We start from the raw sequence: 22,472 nt of genomic DNA on the forward strand, positions 1-22,472 counted from the left end.
TCGCCCCTACAGCATGCCCTGCTGCTCGAAACTGTACCATCCCGCCTCTGCCACGACCAGATGATCCAGCAAGCGCAGGCCCATCTCCAGGGCCACCCTGGCGATACGCCGGGTAGTTTCGATGTCGTCCGAGGAAGGCTTGGGGTCGCCGCCGGGGTGGTTGTGCACGAGGATTACGCCAGCGGCCTGGTGCTTGAGTGCCAAGGCCAAGACCTCGCGCGGGTAGACCGGCGTGCGGTCCACGGTGCCGCGGGAGAGGCGTTCCCAGGCCAGCAGGCGGTTCTTGCTGTCCACCAGGGCCAGCCAGAATTCCTCGGTGCGCGAAGGGCCGAGCCGGGCCTTCGCCAGCGCGGCGACCTGTTCGGGGCCGGAGAGCACCGCACGCTCGCGCAACGGGGCCTCGTGCAGCCGCGACCATGTCTCGCGCCACAAAGCCCAAAATCCGGCCAGTGATGGGCCGAAACCGGGCACGTCCAGCAGCTCCGCCTCTTGGGCCTCGAATACGCCGCGCAGGGTGCCGAACGTGGTCAGCAGCTCCTTGGCCAGGGGCTTGGTGTCTCCGCGCCGGACAACATGACCCAGGAGCAGCTCAAGGATCTCGTAGTCGGCCAAGCTCCTGGGCTCGCGGACCAATCGCTCGCGCAACCTTTCCCGATGGCCGTGATAGTGCGGCTTGTCGCTCACGACCTGCGGCTCACGGGAGATGGCCGTCCGACTTGCTGCGGCGTAGGGCCGAACAGGCGCAGTAGCCCGGCCACGAGCAGCTCAAGGGCTTGGACATCGCTCTTTTCGCCGGATTTTACGGAGAGCTCGGCGTCCAGGGCCAGACTTAGGGCTTCGGCCAAGCGTACCTGACCAAGCCTGCGTGCGGCGCGTTCCTTTTTTTCGGCCAGCCATGGGGGCAGGCGAACCTTGCCGCCCTCGCCCGAAGCGAGCATCCATAAAGTTCGCACTTCGCGCGTCAGTCCGAATATGAGCGGAAACAATGCGTCTTCGCCACCATGGCCCAGCACGTGCCGCCAGACTTTAGCCTGGCCGCCACCTTCCTGGATGGCCTCCAGCAGCCCCCAGACATCCAGTCCCTCGTAGGAGTTCAGCATGTCCAGGTGATCGGGACGTACCTCTCTGTCTTGGCCGCCTTGTCCTTCTTGCCCTCCTGGCAGAACCAGAGACAGCTTGGCGATCTCGCTGGATACGGCCGAGGCGTCCTCGGGTAGCCGCGCGCACAGGCCTTCCAATACCTGAGGGGTGGCGTGCAACCCTTCGGCCTTGAATCTGGCCAGCACGAAGCCGGGCAGAGTCTTGCGCGTCAGGCCTGGTGACTGCCAGACCCAGTTGCGGGCCTTTGCCGCTTCCCAGGGTTTGGCTTTGGTCAAATGGGCGGGGAGCTTGGGGGAGCCTTTCTGCCAGGCGGATTCGATGCAGAAGATTGGCCAGCAAGCCTCGTTGAAGCCGGCCAGGCGTGGCGACAACTCCTTCCATGCGTCAGCCTTGAGCGCTTCGGCGCGGCGCAGCAGCACGAGTTTGCTCCCGCCAAGCAGACCGGGGCTGCTCAGATCTTGCCAAAAACGGGCCGGCAGCTCCTCATCGCCGAAGTAGGCCCGGCGCTCGAAACCTCCGGCCGCGTGGACCACGACAAGACGTTCAAGCTCGGCGCGCGCAAGTTCGGCATCGGGGCAGACAAGGAAGGAGAAGGCTGGTCTTTGCATGGTCGGCGCTCCAATTGTGCCACGCTACGCAGACCATAGAGGCCGCGGGGGCCTAGAAGGTAGCAGTCAGGGTGTCCACCAAGCGGCGCACCGCGAAGTCCATGGCCCGGCGGGTGGCCTGAGCCTCCTGTGCTAGGCCCAGGAAGGTTTCCTCGCCTGTTACGGAACCGGAATCCCAGACCTGCACCTTATCCGCGCGACGCATGAGCGTCCCGCGTATGGTCACCAACACCTGAAACTTGAGGGTGACATCCTGGGTCGTCGTAACCCGGCTGTCGGTGTATACATTGACCACCTCCAGGTTCACGATGCCGTCGGCCTTGCCTGCGCTGGACCATTCCGCCATGTCCCGCTTGTTGATCTCGTCACGGAAGAGGGTATGCAGCAGGGGCGTCAGGCTCACGTCCAAAGTGGGGTTCTCCACCTTGCCGATATGCAGTGTCCGCACCTCGCCGGGCAGGTCTCGCGGCGCACCTAGGTGGTAGCCGCAGGACGCAAGCATAGCCGCCGCGAGCAGGGCGGCTATGGTTACGCAAACGCTGAGCGGGCGGGCCATGACGCCTCCTAGCCTACCACGATGTTGACCAGCTTGCCCGGAACCACCACGACCTTGCGCACGGTCTTGCCTTCAAGATGGCGCACGACGTTCTCGTCGCCAAGAGCCGCCTGGCGCACGGCATCCTCGGAGGAATCGGCCGGCACTACAAGCTTGCCGCGCAGCTTGCCGTTGACCTGCACCACCACTGTGATTTCGTCGCGGGCCAAGGCGGTCTCGTCCCACGTGGGCCAGGGTTCGGCGCAGACCAGTCCGGCGTTGCCGATGGTGCGCCACAACTCTTCGCAGATGTGCGGGGCCACGGGCGAGAGCACCGTGAGCACCGTGGCCACGGCCGAGGACAGGGCGGCCTTGCCTTGGTCGGTTGCGCGCAGTTCGTCCTTGGCGTGGTACAGCTCGTTGACCAGCTCCATGACCGCGGCAATGACCGTGTTGAACTGGAAGGGCGGCTCCAGGTCACGGGTGACGCGCTGCACGGTTTCGTGTTCCTTACGACGCAGATCCTTGGTCCTGGGGCTCAGGGTCGCCGGGTCCAGGTCCGCGCAGGCGCCGCTCGCAGAAAGATCCGGGAGGAGTTCTTCCACGAGCCGCCACAAGCGGCCCAGGAAACGCGAGGCTCCCTCGACGCCCTGGTCGCTCCATTCAAGCTCCTTCTCGGGCGGCGCGGCGAAGAGAATGAACAGGCGGGTGGTATCGGCCCCATACCTGCCGATCATGTCGCCAGGGTCCACCACGTTGCCCTTGGACTTGCTCATCTTGGCGCCGTCCTTGATGACCATGCCCTGGGTCAACAGGGACGCGAAGGGCTCGTCGGGCACCGGGTAGCCCATGTCACGCAGGATCTTGATGAAAAAGCGGGAGTAGAGCAGGTGCAGGATGGCATGCTCGATGCCGCCGATATACTGGTCCACGGGCAGCCAGTATTTCAAGGCCGCGTCGTCGAAGGCCGCGTCGGTGCTATGGGTCGAAGTGTAGCGCGCATAGTACCAGCTCGACTCCATGAAGGTGTCGAAGGTATCGGTCTCGCGCCGGGCCGGTCCGCCGCACTTGGGGCACCAGGTGTGCACGAACTCCTGGAAGTCGGGCAGGGGCGAACGGCCGTCCTCGCGCGTCTTGACCTCCAGCGGCAGGATTACGGGCAGGTCGCTCTCGGGCACGGGCACCACGCCGCACGTGGCGCAGTATATGGCCGGGATAGGCGCGCCCCAGTATCGCTGGCGGGATACGTTCCAGTCGCGCAGCCGGTAGTTCACGGTCTTCTTGGCGATGGAGCGCTCGGCCAGACGATCGGTGATCTTGGCCTTTGCCTCTTCGTTGGGCAGACCCGTGAACTCGCCCGAGTCCACCAGCACGCCGGGCGCGGTGTAGGCTTCCGTGAGATCCTCGACCTTGAGCGGCTCGCCTTCGGCCGGGCTGATGACCACCTTCATGGGCAGATCATACTTCCTGGCGAACTCGAAATCCCGCTGATCGTGGGCAGGCACGGCCATGACCGCACCCGTGCCGTAACCCATGAGCACGAAATTAGCCACGTAGATGGGCATGCGCGCGCCGGTCACGGGGTTCAGGCAGTAGCGCCCGGTGAATACGCCTTCCTTCTCCAGGTCGTCGGCAGCGCGCTGGATGCGGTCCAGGCTGACGACCTTGTGCACGAAGTCCTTGATCTTGTCCTGCTCGGACGTGCCCTCCGCAAGTCGCTTCACGAGCGGATGCTCCGCGGCGAGACTCATGAACGTCGCGCCGAAGAGCGTGTCGGGCCTGGTCGTGAATACAGTGATGGACTCGGCGAGGCCCTCGATCTGAAAGGTGATCTCAGAGCCGTGGCTTCGACCTATCCAGTTGCGCTGCATGGTCAGCACGCGCTCGGGCCAACCGCCGGCGAGCTTGTCCAGGTCGGCCAGCAATTCCTCGGCATAGTCCGTGATGCGCAGGAACCACTGCTCCAGCTCCTTCTGCTCGACCACTGCGTCGCAACGCCAGCACTTGCCATCCTCGACCTGCTCGTTGGCCAGCACGGTGTGGCAGTCGGGACACCAGTTCTGGGGCGATTTGCGGCGATAGGCCAGGCCCTTCTCCATCATGCGGATGAAGAAGAGCTGCTCCCACTTGTAGTATTCCGGGGTGCAGGTGGCCAACTCGCGTTCCCAGTCGTAGGAGTAGCCCATGCGCTGAAGCTGCGCGCGCATCTCGTCGATGTTGGCGAAGGTCCATTTGGCCGGGTGAATGCCGTGCTTGATGGCCGCGTTCTCGGCCGGCAGCCCGAACGCGTCCCAACCCATGGGGTGCAGGACATGGAAGCCGCGCATGCGCTTATAGCGCGCCACTACATCGCCGATGGAGTAGTTGCGCACGTGGCCCATGTGGATCTTGCCGGAGGGGTAGGGGAACATCTCCAGCACGTAGTACTTGGGCTTATCCGAGGTGCTCTCGGCTGCGAAAAGCCTGCGCTCGCGCCACTCGTCCTGCCACTTCTGCTCGATCGTCTGCGGTTCGTACTTGCCGATGCCCATGGGGGAAATCCTTTACGTTGTCTTTCAACCGGCCGTGCTGTCGAATCTGCCGAGACGGATTAAACCTGAGCGGCTACTCGTCGCCCTTGGCCTGCGGCGGCCTGGTGCCGATCTCGCCCGTATCCACGGCTCTGGCCGCCGCGTCCAGGATGCCGTTGACGAAGTTGCGCGAGTGTTCGTCGCCGAACTCCTTGGCCAGCTCAACGGCCTCGTTGATGGCCACCTTGAGCGGGATGTCCGGCCGGTGCAATATCTCGAACATGCCCAGGCGCAGTATGGTCAGGTCGACCTTGGCGATGCGCGTGACTTTCCAGTTCTGGGAGAAGCGGCCGATGATTCCGTCCAACTCGGCTTTGGACTCCCAGGTGCCCTTGACCAGTTCCCAGGCGAAGGTGTCGGATTTCTCGTCAAGCTTGGTCTGGCGCTCGGGCCTGGGATACTCGACAAAGGCGTCACGAACGGCCCCCAGGTGCGAGGAGTCGGTGAACTCGATGCCGTAGAGCACCTGAAAGGCCTTCTCCCGGGCAAAGCGCCGGGCACTTTTCTTCTTTTCTGACATGCGATTATAGCTGCTCCAGGACCCTCACGGTCTCCAGCACGGCGGCCGCGGCCTCCACGCCCTTGTTACCGCCCTTGGAACCCGCGCGCTCGATGGCCTGCTCCAAGGTGTCGGTGGTCAGCACGCCGAAGCCGATGGGCACTCCGGTTTCCATGGCTGCCACGGCGATGCCCTTGGCGCACTCGCCGGCCACGAAGTCGAAATGCGGAGTGGCTCCGCGGATGACGGCGCCCAGGCAGATGACGCCGGCGAACTCCTTGGTTGCCGCCAGTTTCCTGGCCACCAGGGGCATCTCGAAAGCGCCGGGCAGCTTGACCAGGGTCAGGTCTTCCTTGCTCGCGCCGTGGCGCACGAGGTAGTCCACGGCCCCGCCTACGAGGCGGTCCACGATGAAGTCGTTGAAGCGGGTGGCCACAAGGGCGAATTTGAGGCCCGAGGCTTCCAGGCGGCCTTCGATGGTCTTGACATGCTGCATATTATGCTCCGCTCGTTTCCGTGTCCTTGAGTTCCAAAAGGTGGCCGAGCTTGGCCTTCTTGGTCTGGAGATAGAAGAGGTTCTGCTGGCAGGCGGACATCTCGATGGGCACGCGCTCCACGACTTCCAGCCCGTAGCCCTCCAGCCCAATGATTTTCTTGGGGTTGTTGGTCATGATGCGCATCTTTCTCACGCCCAAGGCAACGAGGATCTGTGCGCCGGTGCCGTATTCGCGCAGATCGGCCTTGAAGCCGAGCTTTTCGTTGGCCTCCACCGTATCCAGCCCCTGGTCCTGCAGGTGGTAGGCTCTAATCTTATTGCCCAGGCCGATGCCCCGGCCCTCCTGGCGCATGTACAGGAGCACACCGCGCCCGTCGGCCTCCATCATGCGCATGGCGCTTTGCAGCTGGCCGCCGCAGTCGCAGCGCGAAGAGCCGAACACGTCGCCCGTCAGACATTCGGAGTGCACGCGCACGAGCACGGGCTCGCCGCTGCTCACATCACCCTTGCTCAGGGCGATGTGCTCCTTGCCGTCGATATCCGAGCGGAAGGCGTGGATGGTCCACTCGCCGGAGTGGCAGGTGGGCAGCTTGGCCTCGCCAACTTTCTCCACGGACAGGTTGCCGAAACGCATGCGGTAGCGGATGAGGTCGGCAATGGTGGCGATCTTCATGTCGTGCTTGCGCGCGAACTCGATGAGATCGGGCATGCGAGCCATGTTGCCATCCTCGCGCATGATCTCGCAGATGACCGCCGCGCTCTTGAGGCCGGCCAGCTTGGCCAGGTCCACGGAGCCTTCGGTCTGTCCGGCGCGCACGAGCACGCCGCCCTCCCTGGCGCGCAGGGGGAACACGTGACCCGGCGTGACCAGGTCCTCGGGCTTCACATCGTCGGTGATGGCCGTGAGTATCGTCGTGGCCCGGTCATAGGCCGAGATGCCCGTGGTCACGCCCTTGCGGGCCTCGACGGACACGGTGAAGTTGGTGCCGAAGCCCGATTCGTTCTTGGTCGCCATCATGGGCAGCTGCAGGTGCTCCACGCGATCATGCGAGAGCGACAGGCAGATGAGCCCGCGGCCGTGGGTGGCCATGAAGTTGATGATCTCGGGGGTGACAAATTCCGCGGCGATGGTCAGGTCGCCCTCGTTTTCGCGGTCCTCGTCGTCCACCAGGATGATCATCCGACCCTTGCGGATTTCCTCGATGGCTTCCTCGCTGGAAACCAGAAATGGATTGTCAGTCATTATGCTATGCTCTCCACTGGATGGGGACCGCGCAACGAAGGGCGCGCGGCAACCGTGTAACTTACTCGGAAATGCCGGGATTGAAAAGCGAAACCGGCCTAGACGGCCTGCACCAGATTTCAGAATCCATGCCGGCGCAGGAATTCTTCATTGATGCTTGAGGGCTTGGCCGCGCCCTGACCCTGGCCGCTAACGTACGGCTCGATCATGCGCTGCACGTACTTGCCGATGAGGTCGGTTTCCATGTTAACGGCCCGCCCTGGAGCCCAGTCCAGGATGGTCGTTTGGCCCTGAGTTTCGGGGATGATGTTCACGCTGAGGAAATCCGGGCCGCATTCGTTGATCGTCAGGCTGATGCCGTCCAGAGCCACGGAACCTTTTTCGATAACCGTCGGTCCGTACTCGGCCGGGAACCGCAGAACGTACTTTTTCGACTCGCCGGCCGGGGAGACCGATTCGACCTCGGCCAGGCAGTCCACGTGGCCGCTGACCAGATGGCCGCCCAAGCGGTCGCCGAAGGCCAGGGCGCGCTCCAGGTTGACGTTCGAGCCGGGCCGCAGTTTCCCGAGATTGGTGCGGTGCATGGTCTCGGCCGAAGCATAGGCCGTGAACGCCGAGCCGTTCCACGTCTCCACGGTCAGGCATGCGCCATTGACCGCGATGGACTCGCCGATGCGTACGTCGGTCAGCGCAAAGCGCGGCGCGACGCGCAAACGCGATTCGGCCCCGCGGTTCTCGACGGCCTCGATACGGCCCAGGCCTTGAATGAGTCCGGTGAACATCCTGCTATTCTCCAACCGCCGCGACTTGCGGCCGTAGCGTGATCTCAAGGTCGCTGCCCGAAGGCTCCGCGCGCAGCACGCGCCAATCGACGGCCTCGGCCACGGACTCGACGCTACGGCCCGCGAAGGACGCAGGCGCGCGCTCGTCGCCCAGGGCGCGCGGGGCCAAAAAGACCTTCAACTCGTCGGCCGCGGATTGCAGGGCCAGACTCATGGCCATGTGCCCGCCGCCCTCGCAGAGCACGTAATGGCCGCCGGCATCGCGCATGAAGCGCTCCAGTCCGGCCGCAAGGTCAAGTCCGCCAGCGGAATGCTCGGGAAGACCCCACACGCGACAGCCCATGTCGCCCAGTCTGTCGGCCGTGTCCGAGCGGGCTGCTTCGTCCGTTGTCCAGAATATGAGTTCGCTTGGTCGTTCGCGCAAGAGGTAGAAGCTCGCGCTAATGCCCGTGAGCTTGCGCGTGGCCACGATGGCCAGGGGACGCTTGACCTGCGCGTTGCCCTCGGGCTGCAGGCGGCAGGTCAGGCGCGGGTCGTCGGCGCGCAGGGTGCCGCCGCCAATAAGCACCGCGTCGGAGCGGGCGCGCAGAAGCTGCACGCGGCGGTGCGATTCCTGGCCGCTCACGGACTCGGGCTTGCCCGTGGGGCCGCCGATGCGGCCGTCCAGGGTCATGGCCAGCTTGAGCGTGCACCAGGCGCGGCCCTTGGTCTTCCAAAGCATGAAGTCGGCGATGGCGTCTTGGCACTCCTGCTCCAGGACGCCTAGCTCCACCTGCACGCCCTTGGAGAGCAGGTACTCAGTCCCACGGCCCGGCACGGTAGGATTGAGATCCTTGCAGCCCACGAGTACGCGCTTGATGCCGGCTTCCAGGATCGCTTCGGTGCAGGGCGGAGTCTTGCCGTGGTGGCTGCAGGGCTCCAGGGTAACGTACATGTCGCAGGTCGAGGTATCCACTCCCTTGGCGCGAGCGTCGGCAATGGCTTCTCGCTCGGCGTGCGGGCCGCCGTATATCTTGTGCCAGCCCTCGGCCACGACCTGTCCATCGCGCACGAGCACCGCACCCACGCATGGGTTTGGTGCGGTGAAGCCCCGGCAGCGCTCGGCGAGTTCCAGAGCGCGCCGCATGAAGATAGCGTGGTCAGTCATGGGGAATCTCCAATAGGCCGAAAGTCACGCCCGCCTCGGTCAGCATGCCTTGGGACAACTCGTCCGGGTAGGCCTCCGCGAACCAGATTTCCTTCACGCCCACGTTGATGAGCATCTTCGTGCAGATCAGGCAGGGCTGGGTGGTGCAGTAGATGCTAGCGCCCGAGATGTCCACGCCGTGGGTCGCGGCCTGGATGATGACGTTCTGCTCGGCGTGCAGGCCGCGGCACAGTTCGTGACGTTGGCCGGACGGGATGCCCATCTTTTCGCGCAGGCAGCCCACGTCCTCGCAGTGCGCCAGGCCCGAGGGCACGCCGTTGTAGCCCGTGGCCGCGATGCGCTTGTCCTTGACCGCTATGGCGCCCACCTTGCGGCGCAGGCAGGTGCTGCGCTCGGCAACGAGGTAGGCGATCTTCATGAAGTATTCGGGCCAGGGCAGGCGACGGGACATGACGACTCCTTTGATGCGGGAATCGGGGGGAAGGGAAACCCCCTTTTGAGAAAGGGGTTTCCCTTCCCCCCGAGCCCCCCATCCTTTCCTCAAAACATTTTAATATCTTACAAGGCCAAGCTCGACGCGTGATGGCGTGTGAACGTTCAACGCACCTGGGCCGCAAAAAAAGGGGGACCGGGGGAGCCTAGCTCCCCCGGCCGCCGGAGGCAAATTCTATCTATCTTACCAAGCGAAGATCGGGAACTCCCGCGCGAAAACGTTCACCCGCTTCTTGATATCGGCGAGCTTGCTCTCGTTGCCGATGCTGGCCAGAGCCTCGACAATCCATGCGCCAACCTGCTCCATCTCTTTTTCCTTCATGCCGCGCGTGGTCAGCGCCGGGGTTCCCAGACGCACGCCAGAAGTGATGAAGGGCGAGCGGGTCTCGAAGGGCACGGTATTTTTGTTGACCGTGATGCCGGCCTTGTCCAGAGATATCTCGGCGTCCTTGCCCGTGAATTCCTTGTTGGTCAGGTCCACGAGCATGAGGTGGTTGTCCGTGCCGCCGGATACGAGGCTGTAGCCCGCGTCAGTCAGGGTCTTGGCCAGTACCTTTGCGTTCTTGACTACCTGCTGCTGGTAGATCTTGAACTTGGGGGACAGGGCCTCGCCGAAGGCAACGGCCTTGGCCGCTATGATGTGCATGAGCGGGCCGCCCTGGATGCCGGGGAAGATCTGCGAGTTGAGAGTCTTGCCGAATTCCTCGGAGGACAGGATCATGCCGCCGCGCGGGCCGCGCAGGGTCTTGTGCGTCGTCGTGGTGGTGTAGTGCGCGTGCTCGATGCAGTTCGGGTGCACGCCGGCGGCGATGAGGCCGGCGATATGCGCCATGTCCACCATGAGCTTGGCGCCCACGGAGTCGGCGATCTGGCGGAAGCGGGGAAAATCCAGAGTACGCGGGTAGGCCGATGCGCCGGCGATGATCATCTTGGGCTTGTGCTCGTCGGCCAGGCGCTGCACTTCATCGTAGTCGATGGTGCCGGTCTCGCGGGACACGCCGTAGGACACGATCTTGTAGAGCCGGCCCGAGAAGTTGACCGGCGAACCGTGGGTCAGGTGGCCGCCATGGGAGAGGTTCATGCCGAGCACCGTGTCGCCGGGCTGCAGAGCGCCGAAGTACACGGCCATGTTGGCCTGTGAGCCTGCATGGGGCTGCACGTTGGCGTACTGCGCCCCGAAGAGCCGCTTGGCGCGTTCGATGGCCAGGTTTTCGGCCATGTCCACGAATTCGCAGCCGCCATAGTAACGCTTGCCGGGGTAGCCCTCGGCGTACTTGTGGGTCAGCACGCTGCCCATGGCCTGACGTACGGCAGTGGATGTGAAGTTCTCGGAGGCGATGAGTTCCAGGCCGCTCACCTGGCGGTCGCACTCCAGGGTGATGGCCCTGGCCAGTTCCGGGTCTTGCATGAGGAGTTCTTCCATGGTCTTCCCTCTTGTTAGAAAGAGCGTCGTGCGTAGCCGGGGGCTGGCGCGGCCCGGCTGGCTCGGACGGAAGGCGGGGGCGCGAGGCCCCCGCTCGGCTATCCGTCGAATTTCTTCATCAGCACGGAACAGTTGGTTCCGCCGAAACCGAAGGAGTTGCTCAACGCGTAGGGCATGTCCAGCTTGCGCGGCGCCGTTACGCAGTCGAGGTCCATCTCCGGGTCGGGATTTTCCAGGTTGATGGTGGGCGGCACAAGGCTTTCCACCATGCTCTTGACCATGATGACCGTTTCGACGCCGCCCGCGCCGCCCAGCAAGTGGCCGAAGAGCGACTTGTTGGCCGTGAGCGCGATCTTGGGCGCGTGTTCACCGAAGACGGTCTTGATGGCTCTGACTTCGCACATGTCGCCTGCGGGCGTGGACGTGGCGTGGCAGTTGATGTGCGCTACCACCGAAGGCTCCACGTTGGCTTCCTTGAGGGTAGCGCGCATGGAGCGGGCCATGCCGTCGCCGTTCTCGGGCGGCGCGGCCATGTGGTAGGCGTCGGCCGAGGCGCCGAAGCCCACGACCTCGGCAAGGATCTTGGCTCCGCGAGCCTTGGCGGTCTCCAGGGACTCCAGGAGCATGAGACCGCAGCCTTCGCCCATGACGAAACCGTCACGGTCGCGGTCAAAAGGCCGCGAAGCGCGCTCCGGGTCGTCATTGCGCGTGGACAGCGCCTTCATGACATTGAAGCCGGCGATGCCCAAAGACGTGATGGTGGACTCGGAGCCGCCGCAGATAAAGGCGTCGGCCCGGCCGAGCATGATGTCGGTGTAGGCGTAGCCGATGGCGTGCAGACCCGAGGCGCAGGCCGAGGTGGTGCACAGGTTGGGGCCGCGCGCACCCAGGAAGATTGAGACCTGGCCCGCTGCCATGTTGGCGATGAGCACCGGGATGAAGAAGGGCGTGATGCGCTTGGGCCCGGACTGGAGCATCTTGGAGTGGTTGACCTCGATGGTGTGTAGGCCACCGAGCCCCACACCGATCATGGTGCCTACGCGGTCGGCATTGTCGGGCGTAATCTTGAAGCCCGAGTCGTCCATGAGCATCTTGCTGCAGGCAACGGCATACTGGGTGAATGTATCCATCCTCCGAGCCTGCTTGATATCCATGTACTGCTCGGGATCGAATCCCTTGACCGAGCCGGCGATCTTGGTGGCGAAGTTGGTGGTGTCGAACTGGGTGATGGGCCCGACGCCGGACTTGCCAGCAAGCATATTGCGCCAGGTTGTCTCCAGGTCGTTGCCAAGGGGCGTTATTGTCGAGAGCCCGGTGACGACTACCCTGTTTCCGATCATATCAGATCCCTTCGGATGGGTTGTTTACTAAAGAAAGCGAGCGTCTTACGCGCCGCCAGCGGCCGCAAGACGCCCGAAACCGCGCATGGAGCAGTCTCCGCCAACGGCGGTTACTGCTTGGACTGGATATAGGAGATGGCGTCCTTGACCTTGAGGAGCTTCTGGGCGTCCTCGTCGTCGATCTCGATGCCGAATTCCTCTTCCATGGCCATTATGAGCTCGGTGAGGTCCAGGGAGTCGGCGCCCAGATCGTCCACGAAGGAGGCTTCGGGCTTTACATCCTCGGCGGAAACGCCAAGCTGGTCCACAATGATCTCTTTGACTTTGGCTTCAACGGACATAGTCCCTCCAACATTCGAAGTCGAGTTGAGTTACATGTACATGCCACCGTTCACGGCCAGGACCTGGCCCGTGACGTATCCGGCGCCTTCCGAGGCGAGGAAGGACACCGCTGCCGCGATGTCCGCCGCCTGCCCAAGGCGTTTGAGGGGGATACGCTCGAGCAGGGATTCCCTGACCTTGTCCGGAAGCACGGCGGTCATGTCGGTTTCGATGAATCCTGGAGCAACGGCGTTGACCGTCACGTTGCGGCTAGCCAGCTCCAGTGCCGAGGCCTTGGTCAGGCCGATGAGCCCGGCCTTGGCCGCCGAGTAGTTGGCCTGACCGGCATTGCCGGATTGCCCAACCACTGATGAGATATTGATTATGCGGCCTTCCCGTTGGCGGGTCATGATCTTGGCGGCCTCGCGCAGGAAGGCGAACGCTCCGGAAAGGTTGATATCCAGGACCTTGTCCCAGTCATCGTCCTTCATGCGCATGATCAGCCCGTCACGGGTAATGCCTGCATTGTTCACCAAGACGCTGAGCAGTACCTTGTCCTTGATCTCCCCGGCGAAGAAGCGAGCGACGGCTTCCCGATCGCCTGAATCGAGCAGGAAAGCCTTTGCCTTGCCGCCCGAAGCCGCGATCTCGGCCACGACCTGCTCGGCCAGCTCGGGCTTGCTCACATACGTCAGATAGACCTGAAAGCCGTCGGCAGCCAGGCGCTTGGCGATTTCCTTGCCTATGCCGCGGGAGCCGCCGGTGACCAGCGCAGTTTTGGTAAGTTCACTCATTGTCTGGATTTACTTTCCTTGTCGAAACAATTGCCCTGGACTTACTAGCCGAAATGCGCCGCGACTGCAATGCATTCCTGCTCGCCCAAGCACAAAGAGACCTAGAAGCGCAGCAGGGCCGAGCCCCAGGTGAAGCCTCCGCCAAAGGTGGCCAGAAGCACCAGATCGCCGGCCTTGATAAAGCCTGTCTGCAGGGCCTCGGCCAAGGCAATGGGTATGCTGGCCGCGGACGTATTGCCGTAGCGGTCCAAGTTGACGAAAATCTTTTCCTCGGGAATCGCCAGCTTCTTGCCCACATGCTCGATGATGCGCAGGTTGGCCTGGTGGGAGATGCATACGTCCACCTGCTCCACTCCGAAGCCGTTGCGTTCAAGGACTTCGCGGGACACGGACTCCATGGAGCGGACAGCGTGCTTGAATACATCGCGGCCCTGCATCTGGATGAAAAAATCCTCGCACACGCTCTCACCCAGGGCATAGGGTCTGGCCGAGCCTCCACCCTTGATGGTCAGGAAATCCCCCAGGGCGCCGTCGCTGCGCAGCAGTACGTCCATGACGGTCGCGGATTTGTCGCCGCGTGGCTTGGACGCGAGCACCGCGGCGCCGGCCCCGTCGCCGAAGAGCACGCAGGTGGAGCGGTCGGCCCAGTTGGTGCGCGAGGTGAGAACCTCGGCCGCGGTCACAAGCACCACGGCGTCGGGATGCAGAGCAAGAATGGCCCGAGCCGTCTCCAGGCCGTAAAGGAAACCGGAGCAGGCCGCGCTGATGTCCATGGCCATGGCCCCGTTCAGCCCTAGCTTGTGCTCAAGGATGCAGGCTGTGGACGGCGTATAGCTGTCGGGAGTCAAAGTGGGGCAGATGATGTGAGTCAACTCGCTGGGCAGGATGCCAGCGGCATCCAGGGCTTTGCGAGCGGCCGCCAGGGCCAGGTCCGAAGAGCTGGTTCCGACTTCGGCGATGTGCCGCTCGCGGATGCCTGTCCGCGAGGTGATCCACTCGTCGCTGGTCTCGACCATGCGCTCCAGATCACGGTTAGTCAGAACTTTCTCGGGCACGTGGAAGCCGAGCCCGAGGATATAGGCGGAACTAGGAGTAGTCATGTAATTTTTATGTGCTCAGGTTCGTGCCGCGCAAGCGGCTTGCGGAATCAGCCGGAGGGCTACTGCCCCTCGGCCGCGACGCGGGTGCGCAGGAACATGGTCAGTTCCTCGTTCCGTGACAGGGCGCGTACGAGGCGCCCGTTGGCGTCATTCTTCACGAAAGTGCTTGCCATGTCCACGGCGCTGTTTATGGCCTTTATATTCGACTTGCCATGGCAAACGATGACGATACCGGACAAGCCGAGCAGGGGCGCTCCGCCGTACTCGGCGTAGTCCGTCAGGCGCTTGAAGCGCTTGAGCGCTCCGATGGCCAGCACGGTGCCCAATTTGGACAGTATGCTCCGGGTCAGCTCGCCCTTGAGCATGCGGCCCATAGACGTGGCCAAGCCTTCGGAGAGCTTGAGAGCCACATTGCCCACAAATCCGTCGCAAACCACCACGTCGATGTCGCCGGTGAAAATGTCCCGGCCTTCCACGTTGCCAAGAAAGTTTAGCGAGGACTTGCGGAAGATGTCGTAGGCTTCCTTGACTTGGATGTTACCCTTGCCCTCTTCTTCGCCAATGGACAGAATGCCCACGCGGGGTTTCTCGTAACCGAGCACCGTCTTGGCCAGCACATCGGCCATGAGTCCGAATTGGAAGAGGTGGTAGGGCTTGGCGTCTACGTTGGCGCCCACGTCGATGAGCACCACGGGTTTTTTTTCGGTGGGTAGAAAGCTGGCCAGAGCCGGCCGCTCCACACCCTCGATGCGCCCGAGCACGAACATACCGCAGGCCAATGTGGCCCCGGAATTGCCCGCGCTGACCACGCCGTCGGCCTTGCCTTCCTTAACCAGTCGGCAAGCCACGTGGATGGATGAATCTTTCTTGCGACGCAGAATCTCCGAGGGCTTGTCCTCCATGGTCACCACCTGGCTGGCGGGAACTACTTCGATGGACAGGCCCTTGGTGTCATGCTTGGCCAACTCGGCCTCGATCTGGGCAGGATCGCCGACCAGGAGCAGCGTGCAGCCGCCCTGTCGGGCGGCGTTCAAGGCCCCCGGCACAACCACCGAGGGCCCGAAATCGCCGCCCATGGCGTCCACGGCTATGCGCGGATTATTCGTTGGCATCGGTCTTTTCTGCGATCCTTAGCATCTGACGACCCTTGTACGTGCCACAGCTCGGGCAGATGCGATGCGGCAAAGTGGGCTCGCCGCATTTGCAGAAGATCACGTTGGGAATGGCCACGTGATCATGGGAACGGCGCATGCCAATCTTGGACTTGGATTTTCTATACTTTGGTACCGCCATGACTAGCCTCTCTTTATTGTTGCGGTCGTGCGACCTAGTCTTTCTTTGTTAACTTGAAGCCGCGCAGCGCGGCCAGGCGCGGGTCGCCTTCATCAGAAGAACAGGCGCATTCTTCCTGATTGAGGTTCTTGCCGCATGTGGGACACAGACCCTTGCAGTATTTCGAACACAAAAGCTTCACCGGGAGGTTTAGAGAGAACTCCTCCCAGAGCATTTCGGCCGGGTTGAGCTCCAGATGGTCGCGCTCCCGACGCAAAAGCTGGCTCTGCTCGCCTGCTGCGTTGCCTCCAGCCTCTTCGTAAAGCTCGAACGGCAGGTCCACCACATGCTCCACGTCGCCAGTGCAGCGGGAGCATTCAAGGATGACCGAGCCGGTCAGGCGGCCGCGAACCAGCACTCCACTCTTTTGAGGATAGACCGTGAAGGTCGCCTCAAGCGGCTTGCCCGACTTGACGGGCAAACGAAATTCCCGCCAGTAGGTTTCCCAGGTGGACTGGTCCGAAAATGAAAACTCCCGACCCTCGGCCGGGATATCCTTGAGTGAAATCCAAACTTCAGCCATACTTCCTCGCAAGGGAGCCATCTATTGCGAACGAGTCCCTTTGTCAAGAACAGAGGGGGTTGCTATTCCTAAAAGAAGACTATAAGGAAGCATGTTCCTCGCGCAAGCATAAAAGCGGCAACCGGGCATCGGCGGGCGCGACGAGTCCGGGAGCAGCCGAGAAAACGATTTTCGTAACATTTGAGGAGGCATTCCATGTCCAGGAAGTGCGAAATCTGCGAAAAGCACCGCAGCGTGGGCAACAACGTGAGCCACGCCAACAACAAGACCAAGCGTGTGTTCCAGCCCAACCTGCAGAAGGTCCGCGTGCTGCTGCCCTCGGGAGAGGTCAAGCACATGAAGGTCTGCACCCGTTGCATCCGTTCCGGCAAGGTAGTCAAGCCTGTGGCTAACGCCTAGACTGACCCCGACTTTTGAACGCCGGCCCCGATTCCCTAAGGAACCGGGGCTTTCTTTTTTGTTCTATCCATCCTCTGTAGTCGTAGTGCCATGTTTTGTCGTCTGCTGCTGCAGCCATGACATAGCCGTAAGCGTCCATGCTCGTTCCAGGAATCAATAAGGACAGTACTTGCAAGCCGGCCTTCGCGTTTTCAGTTTCTTTTTCCGTGCAAGAAACCGATTCTGCTTGTCCATAAGCCTCCATTTAATGTATATCTCGCAGTATGGCCGTCTTTCGGCCAGAAATGGAATGCGGCCTGAAGTCCATAAGTCGTGGCTTCCGGCACGCACGGTGAAACCGTGTGGAAGCAGTAAGGGAAAAGGGGCTATGAACGCGCACATACTCGTCATCGGTCCAGGAACGATTCAGAATCGCATGCTCGCCAAGTACATCGAGGACCAGATCGGAGCAGCGAGCGAATGCCGGCAGGAATTTTCTCAAGCAGACACTGCGCAGGTCGCGGATTCACGCAGGCCGCTTCTTCTTTGGGACTGTTTGAGCAACAATTTGCCCAAGTTTTGGACCATGTGCTCACAGCGCGCGGAAAACGGCAACGGGCCGTGCCTTGCGCTCATCAACGCGCCGCATGAATTGACACTGGAACTGCAGGCATTACGCAACGGCGCCGATGGACTGTTCCGGGAGTGCGACCCGCCGGATCTGCTCATCAAGGGTATTGCCTCCATCCTGCATGGCGACCTGTGGTACTCGCGAGAAGTGCTCTCGCGATTCGTGCGCGACGAACGCAAGGTGCGACCCCAGGCAACTCAATCGGCCGACACCTCGACCCTGACTCCCAGGGAGCGGGAGGTCCTGGAGCAGATCGCCGCAGGCGCGAGCAATGAGGAAATCGCCAAGAATCTCTTCATCAGCCCCAGTACGGTCAAGACCCACGCCTATAACATCTACGCCAAGATACGAGTTCCTAACAGGATACAGGCGGCTCTATGGGCCGTGCAGAATTTGTAGCTAGTGTTCGGTTTCGGGCTTGCGCTGTCTGCTGAACAATACTCAGTGGTTTAAACGAGCGACAGGCCGAGCAATTGCGTCGCGTGACGGCCTCGTGCACATCAGTTCCATGGTGCGCGGGGCCGTCATCAATTCTCCGAGCAAAAAGCCCTGCGTTGAGCCGGGCTCAGCGCAGGACCATGCCCAGGGCATATCTGTCCACGGGTGCGTACTCGTCGGTCAAGGGCGGCAGATCCTCTGGGATGGGTCGCGTCCAGCGCTGGTCGAGCATGGCCTGCATGGCGGGGTCCGCGCTGGTCAGATCTGGCTCTCCGGCGGTGGTCAGGGCGACCAGGATCAGGTTCTGCACGGTCTCGCCGCTGTATGGCGAGCGCACCGGGAATACGAGCACCTGCGTGAAGGCCTGGCGCAGGGTGGCCAGTTGCGCGCGCAGGAGCTGGCCGGGCCGGCCTTCGATGGCCGAGATGGTGTTTATGACCGCCGCGCCGCCGTCGTGCAGGCTGGCGCGCAGGCTTTGGGCGGCCTCCAGCGTGGCCAGATGGAAGGGAATGGCATAGTGCGAGTTGAATACATCCACGAAGGCCAGATCGTACTTTTTTTCCGTTCGCTGCAGGAACGTGCGCGCGTCCTCGTGCACGATGCGCAGGCGCGGATCGTCATGCAAATCGAACCAGCGGCGGGCCAGGGCGGTCATGCCCGGGTCCAGTTCCACCACATCCAGCTTCATATCAGGATTCTGAGCCAGCAGATGGCGCGGGTATGAGTAGGCTCCGCCGCCGAGCATGAGCGCTTGCCGAGCATGGGGCACGAAGTGGCGGCCCATGTCGAAGAATTTCGTATAGCGCAGGGCCAGCTCCAGCGTGTCGTCCAGGAACATAGCCGATTGGGTGCCGCCGGGGTTGGTGGTCATGGCCCGGATTGGCCGACCTGTTATGGCGTCGTGGCCCGTGGTTACGCGGATGCGGTTGTAGCGCGTGTCCACGTCGGCAAGTCCGGCCTCGTCCAGTCCGGCACGCGCCGACAGGCTCAGCATGAGCAGCGTGGCAAGGAAAGCCGCGCCGGCCGCACCCGCGATCTTGAAGGATGGCGCGGCCAGGATGGCCGTCAGGGCCAGGATGATGGCGATGACGAGCAAGGTGGTGGAGCTGCCCAGGAAGGCCACGAGCACGAAGCCGGACAGGAAGGTGCCCACGATGCTGCCCACAGTGGAGATGGCGTACAGTCTGCCCACCAACGCGCCGGAGGTGGCCAGCTCGCTTATGCGCAGGCGCACGGCATAGGGCGAGACCATGCCCAGGAGCACCGAGGGCGCGGCGAAGAGCAGCACGGTAGCCACTATGGAGCCCACGTAGATGTCCGGCATGGCCTTGCGCAGCACGGCCAGCAGCGGCCCGTTGACCATGGCCGTGAGGCCGATGCTCAGAGCCGCCAGCAGGATGATGCCGGCCAGGGCCTTGCGGTTGGGCGAGCGGTCGGCCAGTTTGCCGCCAAGCCAGTAACCCAGGCTCAGGCAGCCCAGGATGATGCCGATGAGGCTTGTCCAGACAATGATGGATGTGCCCATGTGCGGGGCCAGGATGCGCGAGCCGACCATTTCGAGCGCCATGACCATGGCTCCGCAAATGAAGACCACCAGTTCGAGCATGACAAATCCTCCCGATAGCGCATGGTGCAAAATGATCGTGCATTTAGAGCATCTTGCTTTTGAAAATGCTCTGCAAGCCATACGTCGGCATGGCTTGCCGCCGTGTAGGCGTAGGCGCAATTCACTTGCGCCGTAAACGCCGGAGCGGGCGTCTTAAAAGCAATTTGCTCTATAGGCCAAGCGGAAGCGGAATGTCACGAACTGATGGCCGCAGACGCTTCGAGATTGCCGTTGCCCACGCTATAACCGGGAGAGGCGAACCCCTCTCCCGGTGAAAGAAAGGATAGCTCAGAAGCTGAACTGAATGCCCGTGGTGGTCAGGAATTCGGGCGACTCGTCGCCGAAGCCCGGTCCTCCACCGATGGCCACGGTGAGATTGGGCCGCAATTGATAGCGCAGGCCGATTTCGGCCACGTTTTGCTCCTCATTCTTGACCTTGGTCTCCTCACGCCAGACGTCGGCCACGAAGACGAGATCCGGGGTCAAACGCGCGCTCCAGCCCAGCACCGCGGCCCAGTGGTCCCGGCGCTCGTCGCTCAGGGGGGCGTCGTTGTGCATCCAGGATGCGTTGACGTGCAGCTGGTTGTAAAACAGCGAGTGGCCCAGGGTCTTGGTGGCCAGGAACTTAAGTTCCGTATCCACGCCCTCGCTGTCCTCGCCCGAAGGAAAGGTCAGCCGCCCCTTGAGGCCAAGGGCCGGAATCCACAGGCCTTCCTGGTTGAAGTTGTACAAACCTGAAAGATTGATGTCGCCGCTGCCTCGGCCGTCGGAATTGCCGAGCAGGAATGGCGCGGACAGCTCGACCTCGGCGTTGCGCCATACGCCGACTTCCAGGATGGGCTCCAGGAGGAATTCATTATCGCCCCCGTCCGTGCGTGTGTAGCGGTACACGCCCTGGAATTCTCGATTGCGGTAGGGCGTGGCGTAGGCGTCCTCCACGCGTAGCGGAATGTTGTCGTCGATCTTGTCATGATCGTGGGCCGTGGCCGAGGACGGCAGCGCGATGGCGGCCACCGCGAGGATCATGGCCAAGATCCTGATGGCAAGTAGCGGATGCGTCGTCATATTGTGTCCCCCCTTAGCGCATGGTGGCGGCTTCGGCCTTGATCGCCTGGAATGGAGAAACCGGCGGGACCGGGTCGTCGGCCATGGATATGGGCTGCGCGTCAGGCATGTCGCCGTACTTGCGATGCCAGCCTTGGAGCATGGTCTCGACCATCTGTTTCGGTGTTTCGCCGGGCCGCATGGCCTCGGGCGCCATGCGCATGTCGGGCATAATCGTCTTCATGGCATCGTGCAGCGAACCAGCCAATTCGCCCTGCTGCAGACCGGGCCTAAGTTTCATGCGTAGCTGCTCGGACATGCGGCGGTGTTGGCTTTCGTCCATGGCCATGCCTCGAGGCATCATCATAGGCATCATCTCATCCCACATTTCCAGCATGATGCGGGTCATGGCTCCGTCCGTTCCGCGCATCCAGTCATGGTACACGCGCGGATCCATGTCCGGGTAGGGCAGGGCGAACTTGCGCGCGAGCTTCTCGTCCCCCGGCTGATGGCTCATGGCCCGGATGACCCGATACAGCTCTTCACGCTGCTCATCCGGGCTCCAGGCGTCATAGGCCAGAATGTCATAGGCTATGCCGTGGAGCATGTGCAGGTTGTCGAAGATGTTGGCCGACTCGGGTGACATGCGGCTGTAACGCGGCATGGCCTCGCGGGACAGGAGCATGCGCAGCGGCCGGTCGCGCAGGACCTGCTCGTAATAGGTCTTATTGGTGGCATCGAGCATGGCCTGCTGGGCCTCTCCGTTGCCGGCGAGCATGAGCGCCTCGTAGATGACCGGATGCCACCAGTGGGCAGCGTAGAAGAAGTTGTTGGACTGCGGGTAGTGGTTGCGGAACAGGCTGAAGTAAGGCTTCATCATCACCGCGGCCCGGCGCATGGTCACGTCCAGCGGCGCTTCGCTCATGGGCAGGTCGAGCTGGTCCTGGTAGTAGGCCACGGCGCGGTCGGTCCACTCCTTCTTCTCCTGCCAGGGGATGCCTTCGTCCGACAGGATATCATAGGTCTGCTCGTGGTGCATGTGCGTCCAGTCGATGCTGCGCAACAGCCGCCAGGCGAACTGGTTGGTATATGGCGCATAGTAGTCCATCTTGGGTTCGGTGCGCGGCGGGTTGAACAGCATGTCCAGGTACATGGCGTCGGAGGCCTGGTCGGTTTTGACGTGTTCTTCCATGGGCCTTAACGCCAGCAGGTCATGCTGGATGCCGTGGGCGAAATGGATGGACGACGAAATTCGGTAGCTGTGGTTGTGGCGCTGGTAGAAGTCGAAATTATAAGGTCCGCGCAGGTAGGAGACCTCGTCGCGCTGCTCTATGTGCATGGCCGAGGCGGGCCCGGTCGCGAACAGTGCGAGAAGGACCGCCGCCCCCAAGGTTCGCAATGCCTGTCTTATCATGGTCCCTCCCTGGTAAGGTCGAATAGGGTCACCTCATCAGCAAAGGAAGCATGCATCAGCAGGCAAGACCATGATAAATGGGCGCCCGTTTCCACAGGCCGCGAACGCGGGTTCCCGTCTACGCGTGCGGACGGGGGGCGGATGGAATGGTGGGTGGCGTCCCGAAGGGCTTTCGTACTCTAGGAAGTATGCCGTTACACCTCGCGGGCCATGCGCCGGCGCAGATCGAACATGGTCCGTTCCAGGCGCTCGCCCAGGGTCTCGGCTTCCTCGGGCGTTATGATCCGCCCGAGCCAGGGCAGCATCTCGTGCTCCTTCCATTCAAGGTGTTGGAGTACCTGGCCGTGCAGGCGCTCGATGATGAACTGGTATTCGCTCCTGTGCGGCGGCTGAGTGAGCAACTCATCGAGCGTGTCCAGTATCTCGCGGCCGTCCTGCGCCGTACGCTCGGCGGCTTCGGGCCGTCCGTAAAAACGCAGCTCCGGAAGCAGGATGTCTTCCTCGGCTTGCTGGCCGGCGCGGATCTGGATGCGCGCTTGGTTGACCAGGAGTTCACGTTCGGCGGGATCGCTTGATGTGGTGTCCTCAAGCTTGCGCAGTATCTTGAGCAGCTTGGCGTCTTCGCGCTTGAGCAGCGTGACGGCGTCCATTGCGT

Annotated in this window: 24 protein-coding genes; 2 read left to right on the top strand and 22 right to left on the bottom strand. The window is 62.5% G+C overall.

Going from position 1 to position 22,472, the window contains the following annotated elements:
- Positions 1-6: 6 nt before the first annotated feature.
- The 18 genes from radC to H585_RS0117885 all read right to left on the bottom strand — a co-directional run bounded on the left by radC (position 7) and on the right by H585_RS0117885 (position 16,306).
- A complete protein-coding gene (gene radC / locus H585_RS0117800) occupies positions 7-684 on the bottom strand; it encodes a RadC family protein (RefSeq protein ID WP_005987087.1) in 678 nt (225 codons plus the stop codon).
- Complete coding sequence (locus H585_RS0117805; protein WP_027368815.1) at positions 681-1,709, bottom strand: DNA polymerase III subunit delta; 1,029 nt, start codon at positions 1,707-1,709, stop codon at positions 681-683. Before H585_RS0117805 ends, radC begins: the two co-directional genes overlap by 4 nt.
- A gap of 52 nt (positions 1,710-1,761) precedes the next feature.
- Entirely contained in the window at positions 1,762-2,265 is a 504-nt protein-coding gene (gene lptE / locus H585_RS0117810; protein WP_027368816.1) for an LPS assembly lipoprotein LptE, read from the bottom strand.
- Between the two features lie 8 nt (positions 2,266-2,273).
- Positions 2,274-4,775, bottom strand: a complete 2,502-nt coding sequence (leuS, locus tag H585_RS0117815) for a leucine--tRNA ligase (protein ID WP_027368817.1) — start codon at positions 4,773-4,775, stop codon at positions 2,274-2,276.
- Between the two features lie 73 nt (positions 4,776-4,848).
- Positions 4,849-5,334, bottom strand: coding sequence for a transcription antitermination factor NusB (nusB, locus tag H585_RS0117820; RefSeq protein WP_005987091.1), 486 nt, complete (start codon positions 5,332-5,334; stop codon positions 4,849-4,851).
- 4 nt (positions 5,335-5,338) lie between these two features.
- Positions 5,339-5,809: a 6,7-dimethyl-8-ribityllumazine synthase gene (gene ribH / locus H585_RS0117825; RefSeq protein WP_014260372.1), complete on the bottom strand. Its 471-nt coding sequence runs from the start codon at positions 5,807-5,809 to the stop codon at positions 5,339-5,341.
- 1 nt (position 5,810) lies between these two features.
- Positions 5,811-7,052, bottom strand: coding sequence for a bifunctional 3,4-dihydroxy-2-butanone-4-phosphate synthase/GTP cyclohydrolase II (locus tag H585_RS0117830; RefSeq protein WP_014260373.1), 1,242 nt, complete (start codon positions 7,050-7,052; stop codon positions 5,811-5,813).
- Between the two features lie 119 nt (positions 7,053-7,171).
- Positions 7,172-7,834 (bottom strand): riboflavin synthase, encoded by a 663-nt coding sequence (locus tag H585_RS0117835; protein ID WP_027368818.1) that lies wholly within the window; start codon positions 7,832-7,834, stop codon positions 7,172-7,174.
- 4 nt (positions 7,835-7,838) lie between these two features.
- Entirely contained in the window at positions 7,839-8,981 is a 1,143-nt protein-coding gene (gene ribD / locus H585_RS0117840; protein ID WP_027368819.1) for a bifunctional diaminohydroxyphosphoribosylaminopyrimidine deaminase/5-amino-6-(5-phosphoribosylamino)uracil reductase RibD, read from the bottom strand.
- Entirely contained in the window at positions 8,974-9,432 is a 459-nt protein-coding gene (locus tag H585_RS0117845; protein ID WP_014260376.1) for a deoxycytidylate deaminase, read from the bottom strand. Before H585_RS0117845 ends, ribD begins: the two co-directional genes overlap by 8 nt.
- Before the next feature lie 225 nt (positions 9,433-9,657).
- On the bottom strand, positions 9,658-10,896 hold the full coding sequence (glyA, locus tag H585_RS0117850) for a serine hydroxymethyltransferase (protein ID WP_027368820.1): 1,239 nt from the start codon (positions 10,894-10,896) through the stop codon (positions 9,658-9,660).
- Positions 10,897-10,994: 98 nt separating this feature from the next.
- Positions 10,995-12,236 carry a beta-ketoacyl-ACP synthase II gene (gene fabF / locus H585_RS0117855; protein WP_027368821.1) on the bottom strand — a complete coding sequence of 414 codons (1,242 nt, stop codon included), beginning with the start codon at positions 12,234-12,236 and terminating at the stop codon, positions 10,995-10,997.
- A 110-nt stretch (positions 12,237-12,346) separates the two neighbouring features.
- Positions 12,347-12,577 (bottom strand): acyl carrier protein, encoded by a 231-nt coding sequence (gene acpP, locus H585_RS0117860; protein ID WP_005987099.1) that lies wholly within the window; start codon positions 12,575-12,577, stop codon positions 12,347-12,349.
- 30 nt (positions 12,578-12,607) lie between these two features.
- Positions 12,608-13,351: a 3-oxoacyl-[acyl-carrier-protein] reductase gene (gene fabG, locus H585_RS0117865; RefSeq protein ID WP_027368822.1), complete on the bottom strand. Its 744-nt coding sequence runs from the start codon at positions 13,349-13,351 to the stop codon at positions 12,608-12,610.
- A gap of 101 nt (positions 13,352-13,452) precedes the next feature.
- A complete protein-coding gene (locus H585_RS0117870; RefSeq protein WP_014260380.1) occupies positions 13,453-14,451 on the bottom strand; it encodes a beta-ketoacyl-ACP synthase III in 999 nt (332 codons plus the stop codon).
- 59 nt (positions 14,452-14,510) lie between these two features.
- The gene (gene plsX, locus H585_RS0117875) at positions 14,511-15,563 is read right to left on the bottom strand and encodes a phosphate acyltransferase PlsX (protein ID WP_027368823.1); all 1,053 of its coding nucleotides are present in this window, start codon (positions 15,561-15,563) and stop codon (positions 14,511-14,513) included.
- A complete protein-coding gene (gene rpmF, locus H585_RS0117880) occupies positions 15,550-15,744 on the bottom strand; it encodes a 50S ribosomal protein L32 (RefSeq protein WP_005987103.1) in 195 nt (64 codons plus the stop codon). The genes plsX and rpmF overlap by 14 nt, the downstream gene beginning before the upstream one ends.
- 34 nt (positions 15,745-15,778) lie before the next feature.
- Entirely contained in the window at positions 15,779-16,306 is a 528-nt protein-coding gene (locus H585_RS0117885) for a YceD family protein (RefSeq protein WP_014260382.1), read from the bottom strand.
- Positions 16,307-16,501: 195 nt separating this feature from the next.
- On the opposite strand from H585_RS0117885, the gene rpmB reads away from it, so the two are divergent.
- Together rpmB and H585_RS0117895 are read left to right on the top strand one after the other, a co-directional pair.
- Entirely contained in the window at positions 16,502-16,705 is a 204-nt protein-coding gene (rpmB, locus tag H585_RS0117890; protein ID WP_005987105.1) for a 50S ribosomal protein L28, read from the top strand.
- 367 nt (positions 16,706-17,072) lie between these two features.
- Positions 17,073-17,714, top strand: coding sequence for a helix-turn-helix transcriptional regulator (locus H585_RS0117895; RefSeq protein WP_027368824.1), 642 nt, complete (start codon positions 17,073-17,075; stop codon positions 17,712-17,714).
- A 166-nt stretch (positions 17,715-17,880) separates the two neighbouring features.
- Here H585_RS0117895 and H585_RS0117900 read toward each other — a convergent pair whose 3' ends face one another.
- The 4 genes from H585_RS0117900 to H585_RS0117915 form a co-directional block, all read right to left on the bottom strand.
- Entirely contained in the window at positions 17,881-19,359 is a 1,479-nt protein-coding gene (locus tag H585_RS0117900) for a fused MFS/spermidine synthase (protein ID WP_027368825.1), read from the bottom strand.
- Positions 19,360-19,647: 288 nt separating this feature from the next.
- Positions 19,648-20,424: a transporter gene (locus H585_RS0117905; RefSeq protein ID WP_244432620.1), complete on the bottom strand. Its 777-nt coding sequence runs from the start codon at positions 20,422-20,424 to the stop codon at positions 19,648-19,650.
- A 13-nt stretch (positions 20,425-20,437) separates the two neighbouring features.
- On the bottom strand, positions 20,438-21,817 hold the full coding sequence (locus tag H585_RS0117910) for a hypothetical protein (protein WP_027368827.1): 1,380 nt from the start codon (positions 21,815-21,817) through the stop codon (positions 20,438-20,440).
- Positions 21,818-22,011: 194 nt separating this feature from the next.
- The gene (locus H585_RS0117915) at positions 22,012-22,467 is read right to left on the bottom strand and encodes a hemerythrin domain-containing protein (protein ID WP_027368828.1); all 456 of its coding nucleotides are present in this window, start codon (positions 22,465-22,467) and stop codon (positions 22,012-22,014) included.
- Positions 22,468-22,472 lie beyond the last annotated feature (5 nt).

Source organism: Desulfocurvibacter africanus subsp. africanus DSM 2603, assembly GCF_000422545.1.
Taxonomy (GTDB): Bacteria; Desulfobacterota; Desulfovibrionia; order Desulfovibrionales; family Desulfovibrionaceae; genus Desulfocurvibacter; species Desulfocurvibacter africanus.